The sequence below is a fragment of the Xanthomonas sp. NCPPB 1826 genome (genome assembly GCF_056725285.1).
Genome location: NZ_CM161521.1, coordinates 2,936,726 through 2,953,952 on the forward strand (window position 1 = coordinate 2,936,726; position 17,227 = coordinate 2,953,952).

The 17,227-nt window shown below is 65.5% G+C and carries 16 protein-coding genes and 1 pseudogene; 10 read left to right on the forward strand and 7 right to left on the reverse strand.

Translation table 11 applies throughout. The features are described 5' to 3' along the window. Positions 1–45: 45 nt before the first annotated feature. The 6 genes from AC1PLA_RS12430 to AC1PLA_RS12455 all read right to left on the reverse strand — a co-directional run bounded on the left by AC1PLA_RS12430 (position 46) and on the right by AC1PLA_RS12455 (position 6,113). A complete protein-coding gene (locus tag AC1PLA_RS12430) occupies positions 46–681 on the reverse strand; it encodes a glutathione S-transferase N-terminal domain-containing protein (RefSeq protein ID WP_024939278.1) in 636 nt (211 codons plus the stop codon). Between the two features lie 387 nt (positions 682–1,068). Then, complete coding sequence (locus tag AC1PLA_RS12435) at positions 1,069–1,827, reverse strand: cytochrome c1 (protein WP_481104637.1); 759 nt, start codon at positions 1,825–1,827, stop codon at positions 1,069–1,071. Next, positions 1,820–3,079: a cytochrome b gene (locus tag AC1PLA_RS12440; RefSeq protein WP_024939276.1), complete on the reverse strand. Its 1,260-nt coding sequence runs from the start codon at positions 3,077–3,079 to the stop codon at positions 1,820–1,822. Before AC1PLA_RS12440 ends, AC1PLA_RS12435 begins: the two co-directional genes overlap by 8 nt. Continuing rightward, complete coding sequence (gene petA / locus AC1PLA_RS12445; RefSeq protein WP_026064126.1) at positions 3,079–3,723, reverse strand: ubiquinol-cytochrome c reductase iron-sulfur subunit; 645 nt, start codon at positions 3,721–3,723, stop codon at positions 3,079–3,081. Before petA ends, AC1PLA_RS12440 begins: the two co-directional genes overlap by 1 nt. A 376-nt stretch (positions 3,724–4,099) precedes the next feature. Beyond that, entirely contained in the window at positions 4,100–5,086 is a 987-nt protein-coding gene (locus AC1PLA_RS12450) for a lytic transglycosylase domain-containing protein (RefSeq protein ID WP_481104638.1), read from the reverse strand. Between the two features lie 49 nt (positions 5,087–5,135). Beyond that, entirely contained in the window at positions 5,136–6,113 is a 978-nt protein-coding gene (locus AC1PLA_RS12455; RefSeq protein ID WP_481104639.1) for a helix-turn-helix transcriptional regulator, read from the reverse strand. Between the two features lie 155 nt (positions 6,114–6,268). On the opposite strand from AC1PLA_RS12455, the pseudogene AC1PLA_RS12460 reads away from it, so the two are divergent. From AC1PLA_RS12460 to AC1PLA_RS12500, 9 genes and pseudogenes are all read left to right on the forward strand, one after another. After that, positions 6,269–6,857 (forward strand): annotated as a pseudogene (locus tag AC1PLA_RS12460) (glutathione S-transferase family protein). Between the two features lie 38 nt (positions 6,858–6,895). Continuing rightward, on the forward strand, positions 6,896–8,350 hold the full coding sequence (gene miaB, locus AC1PLA_RS12465) for a tRNA (N6-isopentenyl adenosine(37)-C2)-methylthiotransferase MiaB (RefSeq protein WP_026064129.1): 1,455 nt from the start codon (positions 6,896–6,898) through the stop codon (positions 8,348–8,350). Between the two features lie 755 nt (positions 8,351–9,105). After that, positions 9,106–10,095, forward strand: a complete 990-nt coding sequence (locus AC1PLA_RS12470) for a PhoH family protein (RefSeq protein ID WP_481104640.1) — start codon at positions 9,106–9,108, stop codon at positions 10,093–10,095. Then, positions 10,092–10,646, forward strand: a complete 555-nt coding sequence (locus tag AC1PLA_RS12475; protein ID WP_481104641.1) for a hypothetical protein — start codon at positions 10,092–10,094, stop codon at positions 10,644–10,646. Before AC1PLA_RS12470 ends, AC1PLA_RS12475 begins: the two co-directional genes overlap by 4 nt. Positions 10,647–10,670: 24 nt before the next feature. Next, entirely contained in the window at positions 10,671–11,156 is a 486-nt protein-coding gene (gene ybeY / locus AC1PLA_RS12480; RefSeq protein WP_481104642.1) for an rRNA maturation RNase YbeY, read from the forward strand. Further along, positions 11,156–11,674, forward strand: coding sequence for a hypothetical protein (locus AC1PLA_RS12485; RefSeq protein WP_039521973.1), 519 nt, complete (start codon positions 11,156–11,158; stop codon positions 11,672–11,674). The genes ybeY and AC1PLA_RS12485 overlap by 1 nt, the downstream gene beginning before the upstream one ends. A 98-nt stretch (positions 11,675–11,772) precedes the next feature. Further along, positions 11,773–12,651 (forward strand): HlyC/CorC family transporter, encoded by an 879-nt coding sequence (locus AC1PLA_RS12490; RefSeq protein ID WP_024939270.1) that lies wholly within the window; start codon positions 11,773–11,775, stop codon positions 12,649–12,651. Next, complete coding sequence (locus tag AC1PLA_RS12495; protein ID WP_481104643.1) at positions 12,648–13,919, forward strand: lipoprotein N-acyltransferase Lnb domain-containing protein; 1,272 nt, start codon at positions 12,648–12,650, stop codon at positions 13,917–13,919. Before AC1PLA_RS12490 ends, AC1PLA_RS12495 begins: the two co-directional genes overlap by 4 nt. Positions 13,920–13,933: 14 nt before the next feature. Beyond that, positions 13,934–14,935, forward strand: a complete 1,002-nt coding sequence (locus AC1PLA_RS12500; protein ID WP_016901627.1) for a magnesium and cobalt transport protein CorA — start codon at positions 13,934–13,936, stop codon at positions 14,933–14,935. A gap of 177 nt (positions 14,936–15,112) precedes the next feature. Here the strand turns inward: AC1PLA_RS12500 and AC1PLA_RS12505 are convergent, their stop codons facing one another. Beyond that, positions 15,113–16,477 carry an NAD-dependent succinate-semialdehyde dehydrogenase gene (locus tag AC1PLA_RS12505; protein WP_481104644.1) on the reverse strand — a complete coding sequence of 455 codons (1,365 nt, stop codon included), beginning with the start codon at positions 16,475–16,477 and terminating at the stop codon, positions 15,113–15,115. 269 nt (positions 16,478–16,746) lie between these two features. On the opposite strand from AC1PLA_RS12505, the gene AC1PLA_RS12510 reads away from it, so the two are divergent. After that, on the forward strand, positions 16,747–17,169 hold the full coding sequence (locus AC1PLA_RS12510) for a hypothetical protein (protein ID WP_046343096.1): 423 nt from the start codon (positions 16,747–16,749) through the stop codon (positions 17,167–17,169). Positions 17,170–17,227 lie beyond the last annotated feature (58 nt).

Consider the following 17,227-nt stretch of genomic DNA (forward strand, 5'->3'; position numbering starts at 1 on the left):
CGGCTGCGCGATGGGACGTCGGTCTGTTGGCATACAGCCGTCGCATCAGCCCGGCAGGTCGCGCAGTTTCTTTTCCTGATCGGTCAGGCTGCGGATGAAGCCGGGATTGCGGAAGATCCGGTTGCCGTAGTCTTCGATCGCCTTGCCGTCCTTGGGCAAACCGATCTCCAACGCGTCCAGTCGCCAGATGATCGGCGCCATCGCGCAATCGGCCAGACTCATTTCCGGATTGAGGAAGAACTTGCTGGCCTTGAACAGCGGCACCGACGCGGTGAGCAGTTCCTTCAGGCGCTTACGGCCGGCCTCGGCCTGGGTCTTGTTGCCGAGCTGGATGGCCTGCACCTGCGGCACCCAGTCGTGCTCGATCCGCAGCATCGCCAGACGCAGACGTGCGCGCGAGAGCGGGTCGACCGGCATCAACGGCGGATGCGGGTAGCGCTCGTCCAGGTATTCGCTGACCACCGATGCCGCGTACAGCACCAGGTCGCGTTCGACCAGGGTCGGGACCGAATGGTAGGGATTGAGATCGATCAGATCTTCCGGGGGATTTTGCGGGTCGACCGGCACCAGGTCGTAGGTCACCCCTTTCGCCGCCAGGACCAGACGGACCCGGTGGCACAACACGTCGTCGTTGGACGAAAACAAAGTCAAGGTATTCCGCATACGCACACTCGTCGCCATTCAAGGCTCTCCGACGACCGGAATCCGCCGGCCGCATCGGCGCGGCCGGCCCAACGCCGACCGTCACCACGGTCCTTCGAGTGTGCAATCACGTCACGCAAAAGCCAAGAGTGATAGGGCCGATTAATGCCCGGACAGGCCGCTTGTTGCGCCGAGATGCAGCTTCCGGTCACGTGCGCGTGTCGCAACGGTGCGACCGCCGGTGCACGACATCGGATACGGCAGAGGTGATTCGTCGTCAACCGACGCGTTGATTGCTTGCCGACCCTCACCCCAACCCCTCTCCTGCGGGGAGAGGGGCGCAGCGGTCGGTTTGCTGCAGCCGTTGCATGGTTTGCGCATGCATGGCCGTCGCGCTCTGCAGCCGATGACCGGCCTGCAGACCGGTCAGTGCACGTCCTTCCAGTATTCCTTCTTCAGCAGGTAGGCCATGAAGGTGAGCAAGGCCAGGAACAGGATCACCCACACGCCCATGCTCTGCCGCTTCAAGGCCGCCGGTTCGCCGGCGTATTCGAGGAAGTTGGCGATATCGCGCACGGTCTGATCAAACTCGACCGGCGTCTGTCGCCCTGGCTGACCGAGTTTGAGCGCCTGCACCGGCTTGTCGCCGGTCGCCTTGTCGGGCGGGCCGAACTGCGCCTGCTGCAGGCCCTGCAGCTCCCACAGCGGGTTGGGCATGGAGGCATTCGGAAACAGCTGGTTGTTCCAACCCAGCGGGCGGGTCTGATCCAGGTAGAACGACTTGAGGTAGGTATAGACCCAGTCGGTGCCACGCACGCGGGCGATCAAGGTCAGATCCGGCGGCGCCTTGCCGAACCACTTGGTGGCCGCATCGTGCGGCATGGTGCCTTCGATGTGTTCGCCGATCTTGGCGCCGGTGAAGTTGAGGTTGGTCATGACCTCTTCCTCGCTCAGTCCCAGATCGCTGGCCATGCGCGAATAGCGCAGGTATTTCAGCGAGTGGCAGCCGGAGCAGTAGTTCATGAACAACTGCGCGCCACGCTGCAGCGAGGCACGGTCGCTCAGGTCGTTGCCGGCCTGCTGCACCTTCCCGCCTTCGGCTGCCAGCGCCCCTGCGGCCAGGGTCAGCCCGCACAGCAGGGCGACCACGCGCGACCTCCATGACCTCATGTTGGAATTAGTCATGGGTGGTCACCCGCTCCGGCACCGGCTTGGTCTTGTCCAGCCGCGTCCACACCGGCATGGTGATGAAGAAGGCGAAGTACAGGAAGGTCAGCACGCGCCCGACATAGGTTTCGTGTGCGTCGGTGCCAGGACCGGAGCCGATCACGCCCAGCCACACGAAGCACACCACCAGCACGCCGAGCGCGACCTTGGAGATCCAGCCGCGGTAGCGGATCGAGCGCACCTTGGCCCGATCCAGCCATGGCACCAGGAACAGGATCGCGATCGCCGAGAACATCACCAGCACGCCGCCGAGCTTGTTGGGGACCACCCGCAACATTGCGTAATACGGCGTGTAGTACCAGACCGGCTTGATGTGCTCCGGGGTCACCAGGCGATTGGCCTCGGTGAAGTTGTCGTGCTCCAGGAACAAACCGCCGAACGCCGGCGCGAAGAAGATGATGAAGGCCGCGATCAACAGCAAGAAGCCGACCCCGACCAGATCCTTGACCGTGTAATACGGATGGAACGGGATGCCGTCGGCCGGCTTGTGCGCGTCCCAGCGGTTGCCCTTGGGCCCCTTCTTGATCTCCACGCCGTCGGGATTGTTGGAGCCCACCTCGTGCAGCGCGCCGATGTGCAGCACGATCAGCAGCAACAGCACCAGCGGCAGTGCGATCACGTGCAGCGCGAAGAAGCGGTTGAGCGTGGCATCGCCAGGCAGATAGTCGCCCATGATCCATTCGGTCAGCCCGTTGCCGATCACCGGGATGGCGCCGAACAGCGAGATGATCACCTTCGCGCCCCAGAACGACATCTGCCCCCACGGCAGCACGTAGCCCATGAAGGCTTCGGCCATCAGCACCAGGTAGATCAGCATGCCGAGAATCCACACTAGCTCGCGCGGCTTCTGGTAGCTGCCGTACATCAGCCCGCGGAACATGTGCAGATACACCACGATGAAGAACAGCGAGGCGCCGGTGCTGTGCATGTAGCGGATCAGCCAGCCCCACTCCACGTCGCGCATGATGTATTCGATCGAGGCGAACGCATCGGCCGCGCTGGTCTTGTAGTGCATCGTCAGGAAGATGCCGGTGACGATCTGGTTGACCAGCACCACGATGGCCAGCGAGCCGAAGTAGTACCAGAGGTTGAAGTTCTTCGGCGCGTAGTACTCGCTGACGTGCTTGCGGTACATGGGCATCAGCCCGGGCGCGCGTTCGTTGACCCAATCGAACACACCGTTGGCGGTACGGACCAGGATATTGCTCATCAGGCAGCCCCCGTGCTGTTGGCCGACGTACCGGCACCGTCGGGATCGACGCCGATCACCAGGGTGTTGTCGTCCACGTAGTGGTGTGGGGGCACCAGCAGATTGATCGGTGCCGGCACGCCGTCGAAGACGCGGCCGGACATGTCGAAGCGCGACTTGTGGCAGGGGCAGAAGTAGCCGCCCTTCCATTGCGGGTCGTAGGGCTCGGGGCGGATCTCGGCGACCATTTCCGGCGAGCAGCCCAGATGCGTGCACAGCCCGACCAGCACCGAGATGTCGGACTTGATCGAGCGGTACTCGGGGTTCTTCAGCACGTAGTCCGGCTGCTGGTCCTTGTTCTCCGACTTGGGATCCTTGAGCCGGTCATCCAGCGATGGCAGTGCGTCGAGCATCGCCTTGGAGCGCTTGACGATCCAGATGGGCTGACCGCGCCATTCCAGAACCAGCCGTTGCCCTTCCTGCAAGGCGCTGATGTCGGCGGTCACCGGGGCACCGGCCAACTTGGCGCGTGCGCTGGGATTCCACGACTTCACGAACGGAACCGCGACAAATCCTGCTCCGACCGCACCGACCACGGCCGTTGTCGCGGTCAAGAACCGACGACGCCCGATATCAGCAGGTGCGTTAACCCCATCGTTGGCCATCCGGCTCTCCGATCTTGATTAGGTAGCGTGAGGCTGCCAACGGCTGGCGGGGGGTCCAGCCGCGATGAATCGACCGCAGTGTAGCGGAACGCTTAATGCACAGACAACGCAATGTACGCAGTCGGACTGGCGCAGTGCAAACACTGGATGCAGGCACGCGTCGACCGCATCACGCGCCAGCCCTGCGCAAGGCGGACAGCTGTGACCCAGTGCTGACAAAAAAGACCGCGCCAGTTGCAGACATGCTGCGCGTTGGCTGCACTATCGCGCCGGTGCGATGGCGGCCTGCGCGGCCTGATGGCCGCATGACATCCGTCTCGGCTGGTGACGGTCAAAGCAGGCCGCAGCGCGCGCAGCTGCGTGCAAAGCACACGGCTCAGTTGGCCGCCGTATTCTGCCCACGATAGCGTCCGGCCAGCACGCCGACGCGTTGGACATAGCGCTGGGTCTCGCTGTAAGGCGGCACGCCGCCATAGCGATCCACCGCGCCCTCGCCTGCGTTGTAGCCGGCAGCGGCGAGCGTGAGATCGCCGTTGAAGCGCTTCAGCAACCACGAAAGATATTGCACGCCACCGCGAATATTTTGCGTTGCATCATAGGCATCGCTGACGCCGAAGCGGCGCGCGGTGCCGGGCATCAACTGCATCAGCCCCTGCGCGCCGGCCCGGCTCAGTGCCAGCGGGTTGTAGGCCGACTCTGCATGAATGATCGCGCGCACGATCGCTTCCTCGACCCCGAACTCGCGCGCGGCCGCGGTGATTTCCTGCTGATAGGCGTTGGTATTGAGCCGGATCGCACCGAAATTGACGCCGGGCTTGGCCGCGCAGGCGTAACAGGTTTCGATGAAGCTGTAATGGATGGTGCGCAGGCCTTCGATGCTGGCGACCTGACGCGGGCGCGCACTGGTGTAGTGACGCACGCCGTCCTTCATATACGAATAGACCTGCCCGCTGACCACCCGGCGCGGATTGACCGCGGTGGCGGGCGCTTGCACGACCGAGGTCTCCGACACCGGCAGCGCGCGCGTCGTCACCGCCGAGGCGACCTCGGCAGCGCGGCGTGGCGCCTGGCCAACCGGCTGACTGATGATGGTGGCCGGCGCGCCGCTGTCGATCGAGGTGCTGGCGCGCTCCGGGCCGGCGGCCATGCCCTGCGCCGGGCGAGCCATGGCCGGCGGCGCGCGGCGCGCGGATCGCTCGGGGGTGTAGCTGCTGATGACGCTACAGGTCGCGCCGCTCTGGCGCTTGCTCAGGTAGCTGGTGATTCCGTCGCCGCTGACACACTTGTACAAGGTGCCGGCGCAGACCGGCGCTGCCGGTAACGTGACAAGTAACAGCCCCAGCAATCTTGACATCCCCTTCATGCGGCGGAGTGTCCCAGCTTGGCTGGGGCTTGCCAAGTGGCCGCCGCGGTTATCCGGGCAGTGGCTCCAGCCGCGTCTGCAACGCGTTCAGCGCCTCGGCCAGCGGCAAGCGCACGGCATCCGGGCAGATCGCATCGAACGGCAGGTCGATCAGCAGCAGGTTGGCCGCCAGCGCCGGCATGCTCGGCGCGCCCAGGCCCAGCCAGCAATGCGCCGGCCCGTCGGCTTCCAGCGCGCCCAGCCAGGGCGGGATGCGCGCCGCCAGTGCCTCCAGCGTGCCGTGCAGGCGTACCCTGGCCCGGCACGGAAACGGCGACTCGCCGATCGCCTTGCGCAGGAGTTGCAGTGGCTCCTCCGGCAGTGCGCGAGCGGCGAATTGCGCGCCGGTCGTCTCGGCCCGGTCGATGCGGTCGATGCGGTCGGCGCGCAAGGTGCGCCAGTCCTGGCGCTCGCAATCCCAGGCCAGCAGATACCAGCGCCGCCCGTAATTCACCAGCAGGGCCGGCTCGACGCAACGCGTGATCGGGGCACCGGAGTGGCGGCGATAGTCCAGCCGCAGCGTGACCCGGTCGCGGCAGGCGCTGGTCAGATGCGCCAGCAGCGCCGCATCCACCAGGGCACCCGCCTCCCCGGTGACCGGTAGACTGGCGGTGGCCGCATGCGCAGCACTGGCACGCTGGCCGCTGCGCCGCGGCAACAGCGGATCGAGCTTGCGCAGCACCCGCGCCGCCGCCGCATCCATGTCGCGTATCGCCGGAGCCGCTGCACGCAGCGCGATCGCCACCGTCAGCGCCTCGTCCTCCTCGAACAACAGCGGCAGGGCGGCTGCACCCTGCCCCAGCCGGTAGCCGCCACCGGCGCCGGGCACGGCATGCACCGGGTAACCCAACTCGCGCAGGCGCTCGATCGCGCGCCGCACGCTGCGCGGATGCAGCTCCAGCCGCTCGGCCAGCGCCACGCCCGACCAGCTGCGGCCGCCCTGCAGCAGCGCAAGCAGACGCAACAAGCGGGCAGCGGTCGAGGCCATCGCATTACCGTATTGCGGACAGAAACTGTCCGCAATAGCTGCGTAGGATTGCCTGGCACCTCGTCCCTCTGCCTGCCGTATCCACCAAGGAAACCGCAATGTCCGACCAGCGCCACATCACCCTGTTCCACAATCCCCGCTCGCGTTCGCGCGGCGTGCTGGTGCTGCTGGAAGAGCTCGGCGCCAGTTACGACCTGCAGATCGTCAACCTGGAAAAAGGCGAGCAACTCGCGCCCGCGTACCTGGCGATCAACCCCATGGGCAAGATTCCGGCGATCCGGCATGGCGACAGCGTGGTCACCGAACAGGGCGCGATCTACCAGTATCTGGCCGAGCTGTATCCGGAAGCCGGGCTGTCGCCGGCGCCGGGCGATGCCGATCGCGGCGCCTACCTACGCTGGCTGGCCTTCTACGGCTCGGCGTTCGAGCCGGCGATCATCGACCGCGCAATGAAGCGCGATGCGCCGCCGCGCTCGATCTCGCCCTACGCCGACTGCGCCACGGTGCTGCAGGTGATCGATACGCAGCTGGCCAAGGGCGACTATCTATTGGGCCAGCGCTGCAGCGCAGCCGATGTGCTGTGGGGCGGCGCGCTGGGCTGGATGGTCGATTTCGGCCTGATCGACCCACCTGCCAGCACCCGCGCCTACATCGCCCGCATGGCCGACCGGCCGGCGTTCGCGCGTGCCGAGGCCACCAACGCCAAGGCCTGACCAAACGGACGGGCCCGGCGCAAGCGGGTAAACTGTGCGGCTATCTTCTACCCGCCTGGAATAAGCGCCATGCCCGGGACATCCGTTTCCGACCTGTCCGCGGCCACCGCCGTGGACGCACCTGCCCTGTTGCCGCTGCCGGTGGCCCGCCCATCGGCGCCTGCCGTGGTGCGCGGCAAGCTCTACATCAAGACCCACGGGTGCCAGATGAACGAGTACGACTCGGCCAAGATGGCCGACGTGCTCGCTGCCTCCGAAGGCCTGGAGCTGACCGACAACCCCGAAGACGCCGACGTGGTGCTGGTCAACACCTGCTCCATCCGTGAGAAGGCGCAGGAAAAGGTGTTCAGCCAGCTGGGCCGCTGGAAGGCGCTGAAAGCCGGCGGCAAGCCGGTAATCATCGGCGTGGGCGGCTGCGTGGCCTCGCAGGAAGGCGAGGCCATCGTCAAGCGCGCGCCCTACGTGGATCTGGTGTTCGGCCCGCAGACCCTGCATCGCCTGCCGGAGCTGATCCGCGCACGGCGCGAATCGGGCAAGTCGCAGGTGGACATCAGCTTTCCGGAAATCGAGAAGTTCGATCGCCTGCCCGAGCCGCGCGCCGAGGGCCCGTCGGCGTTCGTGTCGATCATGGAAGGCTGCTCCAAGTACTGCTCGTTCTGCGTGGTGCCCTACACCCGTGGCGAAGAAGTCAGCCGGCCGTTCGAGGACGTGCTGGTGGAGGTGGCGCAGCTGGCGGCGCAAGGCGTGCGCGAGATCAACCTGCTCGGCCAGAACGTCAACGCGTATCGCGGTGCGTACGGCGCCGATGCCGGCGACGCGGCGCAATACGCGGATCTGGGCTTGTTGATCCGCACCATCGCGCAGATCGAGGGCATCGGCCGTATCCGTTTCACCACCTCGCATCCGCTGGAATTTTCCGACTCGCTGGTGGATGCGTACCGCGACGTGCCGCAGCTGGCCAATTACCTGCATCTGCCGGTGCAGGCCGGCAGCGACCGCATCCTGTCGGCGATGAAGCGCGGCTACACTGCGCTGGAATTCAAGTCCAAGATCCGCAAGCTGCGCGCGGTGCGTCCGGATATCTCGATCAGCTCGGACTTCATCGTCGGTTTTCCCGGCGAGACCGAAGCGGATTTCGAAAAGACCATGAAGCTGATCGAGGACGTGGGCTTCGACCAGAGTTTCTCGTTCGTGTATTCGCGGCGTCCCGGCACGCCGGCCTCGGACCTGCAGGACGACACGCCGGAAGCCGTCAAACAGGCGCGGCTTGCGCGTTTGCAGGCGCAGATCAACGCGCACGCCACACGCATTTCGCAGTCCATGGTCGGCAGCGTGCAACGGGTGCTGGTGGAAGGCCCGTCGCGGCGCGATCCGAACGAATTGACCGGCAAGAGCGAGAACATGCGCCCGGTGAATTTCCCCGGCAATCCGCGCCTGATCGGGCAGTTCGTCGATGTCCTGATCACCGAGGCGATGAGCAATTCGCTGCGTGGTCTTATCCAGGTGGACGACAGCGAAAGCTGATGCCGCATAGGTGCCGGGGCGCGGGGCGCCACGGCATGCATCGCGTCGTGCTGACTGGAAGGTACGCGCTGGTTGGTCACTGGTCTCGTATCCAGCGGCCGGACACGCGATGCTGCGTCTGCCTGCCATCGTTGTTGCGTTGCTTTGCGTAGCTGCGTGCGTGCAACACGCTGGCAATTGCGTTGAGGTCACGCGCGTCCTGCCTCGCACCTCGATCGTCGGCAAGCACGCAGCTGATTGCTTGCCGCACTGCATTCGCCGATCGGCGCTCCAGCATCTGCGCGCTACTAAGCCGTGGTCGGTTTAGGTCAACAACGGCGCGCATTGCTCGCATACGCCAGGCATGGTCGTGATCGCGCACAACAACGACACCGACCTCCCTGGTCACACGGCACACAAGGTAAGTGATCAAAATTTCACCACCTGTCTGCAACGCCTTGCGGCATAAGGCGTGCGAGCACTTACCCACAGGCTTTGCCGGATTCGATCCACACCGCTTGTGGACAACCGCCACCGCAGTGGTGATTTTTTCGCCATGTCCCTGCCGGACCTTGTGCGAGTAGGCGCCACCAGTTTTATCCACAGGTTAGTGATGCGTGACTCCACAGCGATTGTGGAAAACCCGCGCACGCCACTAGTTACCGGCCAGACCACACGCTTGCGGCGGCCCGGCGTGTTGGTGGGATCACGCGCTGCGCGCTACCCTCGTCTGCCGCCCAACCGACCAGCGCATGCGTGCGCGGTCCGATCCGATCATGAATTCACCTGCACATCGCGACTTCACCCTGGAACCCGACGACACCGAGCGCCTGGCCAACCTGGCCGGCCCGTTCGACGCGCACCTGCGCCAGATCGAGCTCAAGCTCGGCGTGGAGATCGCCAACCGCGGCAACGTCTTCCGCGTCACCGGCCCGGAGCCGGCGATCACCGCTGCGCAGACGCTGCTGACCGCCCTGTACGAGGAAGCCGCCTCCACCACCTTCGACAACCACGCCATCCACCTGCGCTTGAACGATGCCAATGTCGAGCAGGTGGTCGATCGTTCCTACGTGGCCCAGGACGTGGCGATCAAGGTCAAACGCGGCACCGTGCGCGGCCGCGGCGCCAACCAGGCCAAGTACCTGCATGCGATCGCCACGCACGACATCAACTTCGGCATCGGCCCGGCCGGTACCGGCAAGACCTTCCTGGCCGTGGCCAGCGCGGTCGAGGCGCTGAACGAGTCGCGCGTACAGCGGCTGATCCTGGTGCGCCCGGCGGTGGAAGCCGGCGAGAAGCTGGGCTTCCTGCCCGGCGATCTCAGCCAGAAGGTGGACCCGTATCTGCGCCCGCTCTACGACGCGCTCTACGAAATGCTGGGCGTGGAAAAAGTGGTCAAGCTGCTGGAAAAGAACGTCATCGAGATCGCGCCGCTGGCCTATATGCGCGGCCGCACGCTCAACGATGCCTACGTGATCCTGGACGAGGCACAGAACACCACCATCGAGCAGATGAAGATGTTCCTGACCCGGCTGGGCTTCGGCTCCACTGCGGTGGTCACCGGCGACCTGACCCAGATCGACCTGCCCAAGCACGTTAAGTCTGGCCTGCGCGACGCGATCGAGGTGCTGCGCGATTTGGACGGCGCCAGCTTCACCTTCTTCGAAGCGCGCGACGTGGTGCGCCACCCGCTGGTGCAGCGCATCGTCACGGCCTATGAAAAGCGCGATCAGCAGGATGCTGCGATCAAGAACGACGCTGAATGAGGCTATTCCTTGCCAGCTTAATGTTGGCAAGCGGATTGGTCACGGCGGCATCGCTCGGGGCCACCGAAGCGCCGCTGCTTCCGGGAATCCCGATCGTGGATCGCGATGTGATCCCGGCGACACAGGTGGCGCGCCCCTGTGTGTCGCTGGCCGCCGAACAAGCCAGCATCAGCATCCCAACAGCGCACTTGGAGAGGCTGGCGGAACAGGGGCGCGGCGATATGCCGGCAGGGAACGATCGCGTACGACTCAGTGCTTGGCAGCAAGGTCGCAGCGCGCGCTGGCTGCTCGATCTACCGGGAACGGTCACGGATGCACGCGGCTGCGAAAGCTCACCGATCCAGCACGCGCATCGCTCAAGCCAGTCGCTGGTCGGCGGACTCCTGGAAAGCGGTATCGCTGCGGTCTGGCTGCATGACCAGCCAGGATTCGTTTCAAGCTTGCGGGTGCGGGATTACAATCACGGCTGCGGGCGCGGCCCGATCGGCAGTTCGAGCTACCGCGTGGCCAACGGGCCTGTGGTGATACTGCTGATCACCTGCACGCGCTGACCCTCTGCCCAGGAAACTCTCGCCATGACCCGTGGACCTGTCCGCCTCGACGTCGCTGTCAGTTATGCGCTGCCGCGCGCCGGTCTGCCGTCGGCGGTGAGTTTTCGCAAGTGGGTGGCCGCTGCGTTGAAGGGACGCATCCGCGAGGCCGACCTGGCGGTGCGGATTGTCGACGAGAAGGAAGGCTGCTCGCTCAACCATCATTACCGTGGCAAGGATTACGCCACCAATGTGCTGAGTTTCCCGGCCGATTTACCCGAGGGCCTGCCCAAGGGCATCAAGATGCCGCTGCTCGGCGATCTGGTGATCTGCGCGCCGGTGGTGGCGCGCGAGGCGACAGAACAAGGCAAGTCGCTGGCCGCGCATTACGCCCATCTGACCGTGCACGGCACCCTGCATCTGCTCGGCTGGGACCACGAAGACGACAAGGAAGCCGATGCGATGGAGCAACTCGAACGCGAGATCCTGGCCGATCTCGGCATCGACGACCCGTACGCGGGAGAGCGCTGATGCGGGCCTGCCTCGCCACCGCGTTGCTGTTGCTGGCCTGCTCCAGTGCCTGGGCGCAGGCCGCGCCGGCACGCCCCGACCTGCCGGCCCTGATCGAATGCCGCCAGCGCATCGGCGACTTCAACGCGCTGGCACCGGTGCTGGCCGACCCGCTCAAGGCGGTGGCGCTGGGCTGGACGCCGCTGGACCAGGCCAACCTGTTCATGACCGAGTACACGCTCAACACGCCGATCAGCGTGTTCGGCCACAGCACCACCCACATCGCGTTCTCCGGCGCCAGCGTCATGGCGCTGCTGGACCTGCCCGACCCGCGCCCGCTGGCCAAACAGCTGAACCTGGAACTGGGCGTGGATAACGCCGACAAGGTCATGTACGGCCGCGAGCTGGTCAGCGAAGACACCACCAACCCCAAGACCGGCGAGGCGATGATCGAATCGATCGTGCTCAGCGTCTCCAACGTGAAGTCGCATCCGGGCAAGACCGTGGTCGGCTGCGGCTACAGCCTGGACCTGCCCTGAAGCGCAGCGCCCGCCCCGGCCCCGTCCACAGCGCCTTAGCGGCTTCCTGTTAGACTGGCGGCTATCGCCTGGTTTGCCGGGTGCCGTCCCACGTCACGATGTCCGAAGACGACAGTAGCCAATCCCAAGAAACACCCGAAAAACGCCGTAGCTGGCTCGAGCGCCTGAGCGCTGCCTTCTCTGGCGAACCCCATACTCGCGACGAACTGGTCGCGCTGCTGCGGACCGCCGAACAGGACGGTCTCATCGCTGCAGACACCTTGCGCATGATGGAAGGCGCAATCTCCGTGTCCGAGCTCACCGTGGGCGACGTGATGATCTCGCGCTCGCAGATGGTCTCGCTGCCGGTGGAGGCGCGCTTCATCGACCTGATGAAGCAGGTGGTGGAATCCGGCCATTCGCGCTTCCCCGTGCACGGCGAGAACAAGGACGAGGTGCTCGGCATCCTGCTGGCCAAGGACTTGTTGCGCGGCGTGGTTGCCGACAACGGCCCCGGCAACGTGCGCGAACTGCTGCGCCCGGCGGTGCTGATCCCCGAGTCCAAGAAGCTCAACGTGCTGCTCAAGGAGTTCCGGCTGTCGCGCAACCACATGGCGATCGTGGTGGACGAGTACGGCGGCGTCGCCGGGCTGGTCACCATCGAAGACGTGCTGGAGCAGATCGTCGGCCAGATCGACGATGAGCACGACGATGCCGAAGACGAGAATTCGCTGATCGCGATCCAGGCCGACGGCCGCTATGTGGTCGATGCGCTGACGCCGATCGAAGACTTCAACGAGCGCTTTGGTGCCGACTTCCCCGACGACGAGTACGACACCGTCGGCGGCCTGGTCACCGATGCGATCGGCCACCTGCCGGAAACCGGCGAAGAGCTGACGCTGGGGCGCTTTGCCTTCCGTGTGGCCAAGGCCGATGCGCGGCGTGTGCACGCCTTCCACGTGACCATTCTGCCGCCAGACCCGCAGGACGACGCTTGAACCGTTGGTACCGCGTGAGTGCTGCAGCGCCAGGACGCGGCAGCATCGGGCGCTGCGCGGCGGCGTGTCTGCTGCTGTTGCTGGCGTGGTTGGTGGCACCCGCCGCCATGGCCCAGGCCACCGAGCCGGCGCCTGCCCAGGCCGCTGTGCCGGCACCGCGGGTCGGCGTGGTCACCATGCAGCCGGGCGAGGTGTTCTTCGAGCGCTTCGGCCACGATGCCATCGTGGTGGTCGATCCCGTCACCGGGCAGGCCACCTCGTACAACTTTGGCTTCTTCGACCCCGGCGAGCCGGATTTCGTCCCCCGCTTTGCGCGCGGCGAGATGATGTATTACCTGGTCGCGTTGCCGCTGGAAGAAGACCTGCAGCAATATCGTGCGGTCGGCCGCGGCGTCAGCATCCAGTGGCTGGACCTGCCACCGGACCAGGCGCGCGCGCTGGCTGACGGGCTGGCCATCCGCAGCCAGCCCGAGAACGCGCGCTACCACTACGATTACTTCGTGGCCAACTGCGCCACCATGGTCCGCGACACGCTGGACCGGGCCATGGGTGGCACGTTGAAATCGCAACTGGCCGGGCGCTCGCGCGGCAACACCTTCCGCAGCGAAGCGGTGCGCCTGGCCTCCCCTGCCCCGTGGATGTGGCTGGGCTTCGACCTGGGCCTGGGGCCGTATGCGGACCGCCCGTTGTCGCGCTGGGAAGAAGCCTTCGTGCCGATGCGCCTGGCCGACAGCCTGACCCAGGTGCACAACGGCGCCGGCCGCCCGTTGGTGCAGTCCACCCAGGTCTTGCTGCCGCATCGCATCGCACCGGAGCCGGCCGAACAGCAGCGCCACTGGTGGCCATGGCTGCTGACCGGGCTAATCGTCGCTGCCGGCGTGCTGGCACTCGGTCGCCGGCAACGCGTGCTGGCCGCCTTCGCCCTGCCGTACTGGCTGCTGTGCGCGATCGGCGGCGGCTTGCTGGTGTATCTGTGGGGTTTCACCGCGCATCAGTCGGCCTGGGCCAATCGCAACCTGTTGCTGGTCAACCCGCTGTGCATGCTGCTGTTGATCGGCGGCATCGCCGTGCTGCGCGGGCGCCGGCCCGGGCGCTGGTTCGATGTGCTGCGCTGGGTGGTGGCCGCCGCTGCATTGCTGGCCCTGCTGATCCACTGGCTGTCGTTCCAGGCGCAGGACAACCTGCAGTGGGTAATGCTGCTATTGCCGATCCACACCGCGCTCGCCATCGCGTTGCGGCGGCGTGACTTGTCCGTCCGCACGCGCTGATCCAGGATGCGCCCATGAACCACCACGGCCGCCATCCGGACAACCCCTCCTGCGTCATCACCTGCGCCTATTACGACGGCCAGGGCGAGCGCCACGACATCAGCCTGGAGCAGATCAGCGACGTGCTGCAGCGCCCGGATGGCTTCGTCTGGGTCGGCCTGTACGAGCCGCAGGAATCGGTGCTGCACAAGCTGCAGGATGAGTTCGGCCTGCACGATCTGGCCATCGAGGATGCGCTCAAGGCGCACCAACGGCCCAAGGCCGAGAGCTACGGCAACTCCTTGTTCGTGGTGGTCAACACCGCACAACTGGTCAACGAGCGCATCCGCTATGGCGAGACGCACGCGTTTCTGGGCGCGCGCTTTCTGTTGACGGTGCGCCATGGCGCATCGCTGTCGTACACGCCGGTGCGGCACCGGGTCGAACGCGAACCGGCGATGCTGCGCATGGGCGCCTCGTTCTGCCTGTATGGCGTGCTCGACTTCGTGGTCGATAACTACCTGCCGATCATGGACGAGTTCCGCGACACGCTGGAAGGCCTGGAAAAGGACATCTTCGCCGACAACTACAAGCGCGAAACCGTGGTGCGCCTGTACGAGCTCAAGCGCGAACTCAACAAGATGCGGTTGGTGGTGGCGCCATTGCAGGACGTGCTCTCGCACCTCAAGCGCAACCCCGGTTCGCTGATCCATGACGAGGTCGGCATCTACCTGCGCGATGTGCTCGACCATGCCGTGCGCATCAACGACGCCATCGACACCTTGCGCGAAATGCTGGGTACCGCGCTGAGCGTCAACCTGTCGATGGTGACCCTGGCCCAGGGCGAAACCGTCAAACGCCTGGGCGCCTGGGCCGCGCTGCTGGCCGCGCCCACCCTGATCACCAGCTGGTACGGCATGAATTTCACCCACATGCCCGAACTGGACAAACCTTATGCCTACCCGCTGCTGGTAGCCGGCGTGGTCGCCTCGTGCCTGGTGCTCTATCGCCTGTTCAAGCGAGCGCGGTGGCTTTAGGCCGCTTTGCGGCTGGGATTTGGGAGTGGGGATTCGGGATTGGTTAGAGCAGGACGTGTGACTGTGTCGCGCGTGCTGCACGTACCCTCATCCGCCCTTCGGGCACCTTCTCCCAGAGGGAGAAGGAAGGCTGCCTGCTTTTACGAATCCCCAATCCCGAATCCCCAATCCCCGCACTCAAGCCACATAGATCGTCTTGATGTTCATGAACTCGTGGATGCCGTGCTCGGCCAGCTCGCGGCCGAAGCCCGAGCGCTTGATGCCGCCGAACGGTAGCCGCACGTCGCTCTTGACCACCGAATTGACGAACGCCGCACCGCACTGCAATTGCTGCGCGACGCGTTCGCCGCGCTTGGCATCGGAGGTCCACACGCTGCCGCCCAGGCCGAAGCTGGTGTCGTTGGCCACGCGTACCGCTTCTGCTTCATCCCGCACGCGAATGACCGATGCGACCGGGCCGAAAAACTCCTCTTCGTAAGCCGGCATGCCCGGGGCAACATGATCGAGGATGGTGGCCGGATAGCCTGCATGCGAACCGGGCACCGGTTCGCCGCCCAGCAGCACCTTGGCGCCCTTTTGCACGCTGTGTTGCACCTGCTTGTGCAGCTCGTCGCGCAGATCCGCGCGGGCCATGGGCGCCAGCGTGGTGCCCTCCTGTTGCGGGTCGCCGAGCACGCGCTGGGAGGCAGCGGCAACGAAGCGTTCGATGAAGCGATCGGCGATGACGTCCACCACGATGAAGCGCTTGGCGGCGATGCAGGTCTGCCCGCTGTTGTCGAACCGCGACTGCACGGCGGAGGCGACGGTGTGCTCCAGGTCGGCGTCTTCCAGCACCACGAACGCGTCGCTGCCGCCGAGTTCCATCACGCACTTCTTCAACTGGTCGCCCGCATTTGCAGCCAGCGAACGTCCGGCGCGCTCGCTGCCGGTCAGCGTTACTGCGGCGATGCGATCGTCACGCAACACATCTGCAGCCTGGTCGTTGTCGATATGCAGCACATCGAACACGCCGGGCGGAATACCGGCGGCATCCAGCACCTCCTTCATCGCATCGGCGCAGCGCGGCACATTGCTGGCGTGCTTGAGCAGCGCGACATTGCCGGCCATCAGACCCGGGGCCAGGAAACGGAACGCCTGCCACAAGGGAAAATTCCATGGCATCACCGCAAACACGCAGCCCAGTGGCTCGTAGCGCACATAGCTGGATTGCGCCTCGGTCGGGATATCGCGCGGCGCCAGGTAGTCGGCTGCATGTTCGGCGTAATAGGCGCAGCCCTGCGCGCACTTGTCCACCTCGGCCAGCGCCTCGTGGCGCAGCTTGCCCATCTCGGCAGTCATGATGCGCTGCAGGTCGTCGCGCCGCCGGGTCAGCTCTTCGCCGACCCGGCGCAGCAGCGCGCCGCGCTCGGCCAACGGCAGCGCCGCCCATTGCGGAAATGCCTTGGCGGACGCAGCCAGACGCGCCTCGATGGCGGCAGCGTCCAGGGTGTGCTGGGTGTGTTCGACCTGGCCATTGGCCGGGTTGACGGTGTCGTAGGACATGACGGTCTCCTGTTACAGGCCCGCCATGCTAGTCGCCGGCAAGTTGCAGCCGCGTCACAACCGCAGCAAATCGCTGCAACGCTGTGTTTACCCACGCCGCGACGCAATGCCGCACCTCCATCGCACCGCTCGCGATCACTGGCAGCCGGAATACCGCTCCCGGACACGCGAACGAAAGCAGCCCTGCCCTGTCCCGACCGTCCCACCGCACAAAAATGCTCTAGCATTCGGCACTTGGCAGCTTCATCCATTCACGGAAGACCACCACGATGCGCCGGGATCTGATTGTTCTAGTTGTACTTGGCATCGGCGCCTGCCTGCCGGGATGCGCCGTCCTGCAGGACATGCTGCACGGCCCGCGCCCCGGCCCGAACGGATTTGTCACCGTGAGCTGCACCAACACGCTGCCCAATCCCAGCCAACCCTGCGAAGAAGAGGCACTGCGTGCCTGCTCGGACACCGCCATCCGCCAATTCGTTACCGCGCACTCGTCGCCGAACATGGTCACGATCTATCCGAGCAAGCAGAAATCCAAGGACGACGGCGACAAGAACGGCAAGAACAGGGACAAGGATCGCGCCGACGAACAACCCAAGGTCGAGCAACAGGGCTACGACATCAGCGCCGAGTATCAGTGCTACCTGACCAAGCCGCAGCCCTGGGATAGCGGGTACACGCCTCCGGCCAGGTAACAGCGGCCCAACCAACTGCCGTGTCCGGCGTCCGCTAGCCGCCGCAGGCATCCGCAAT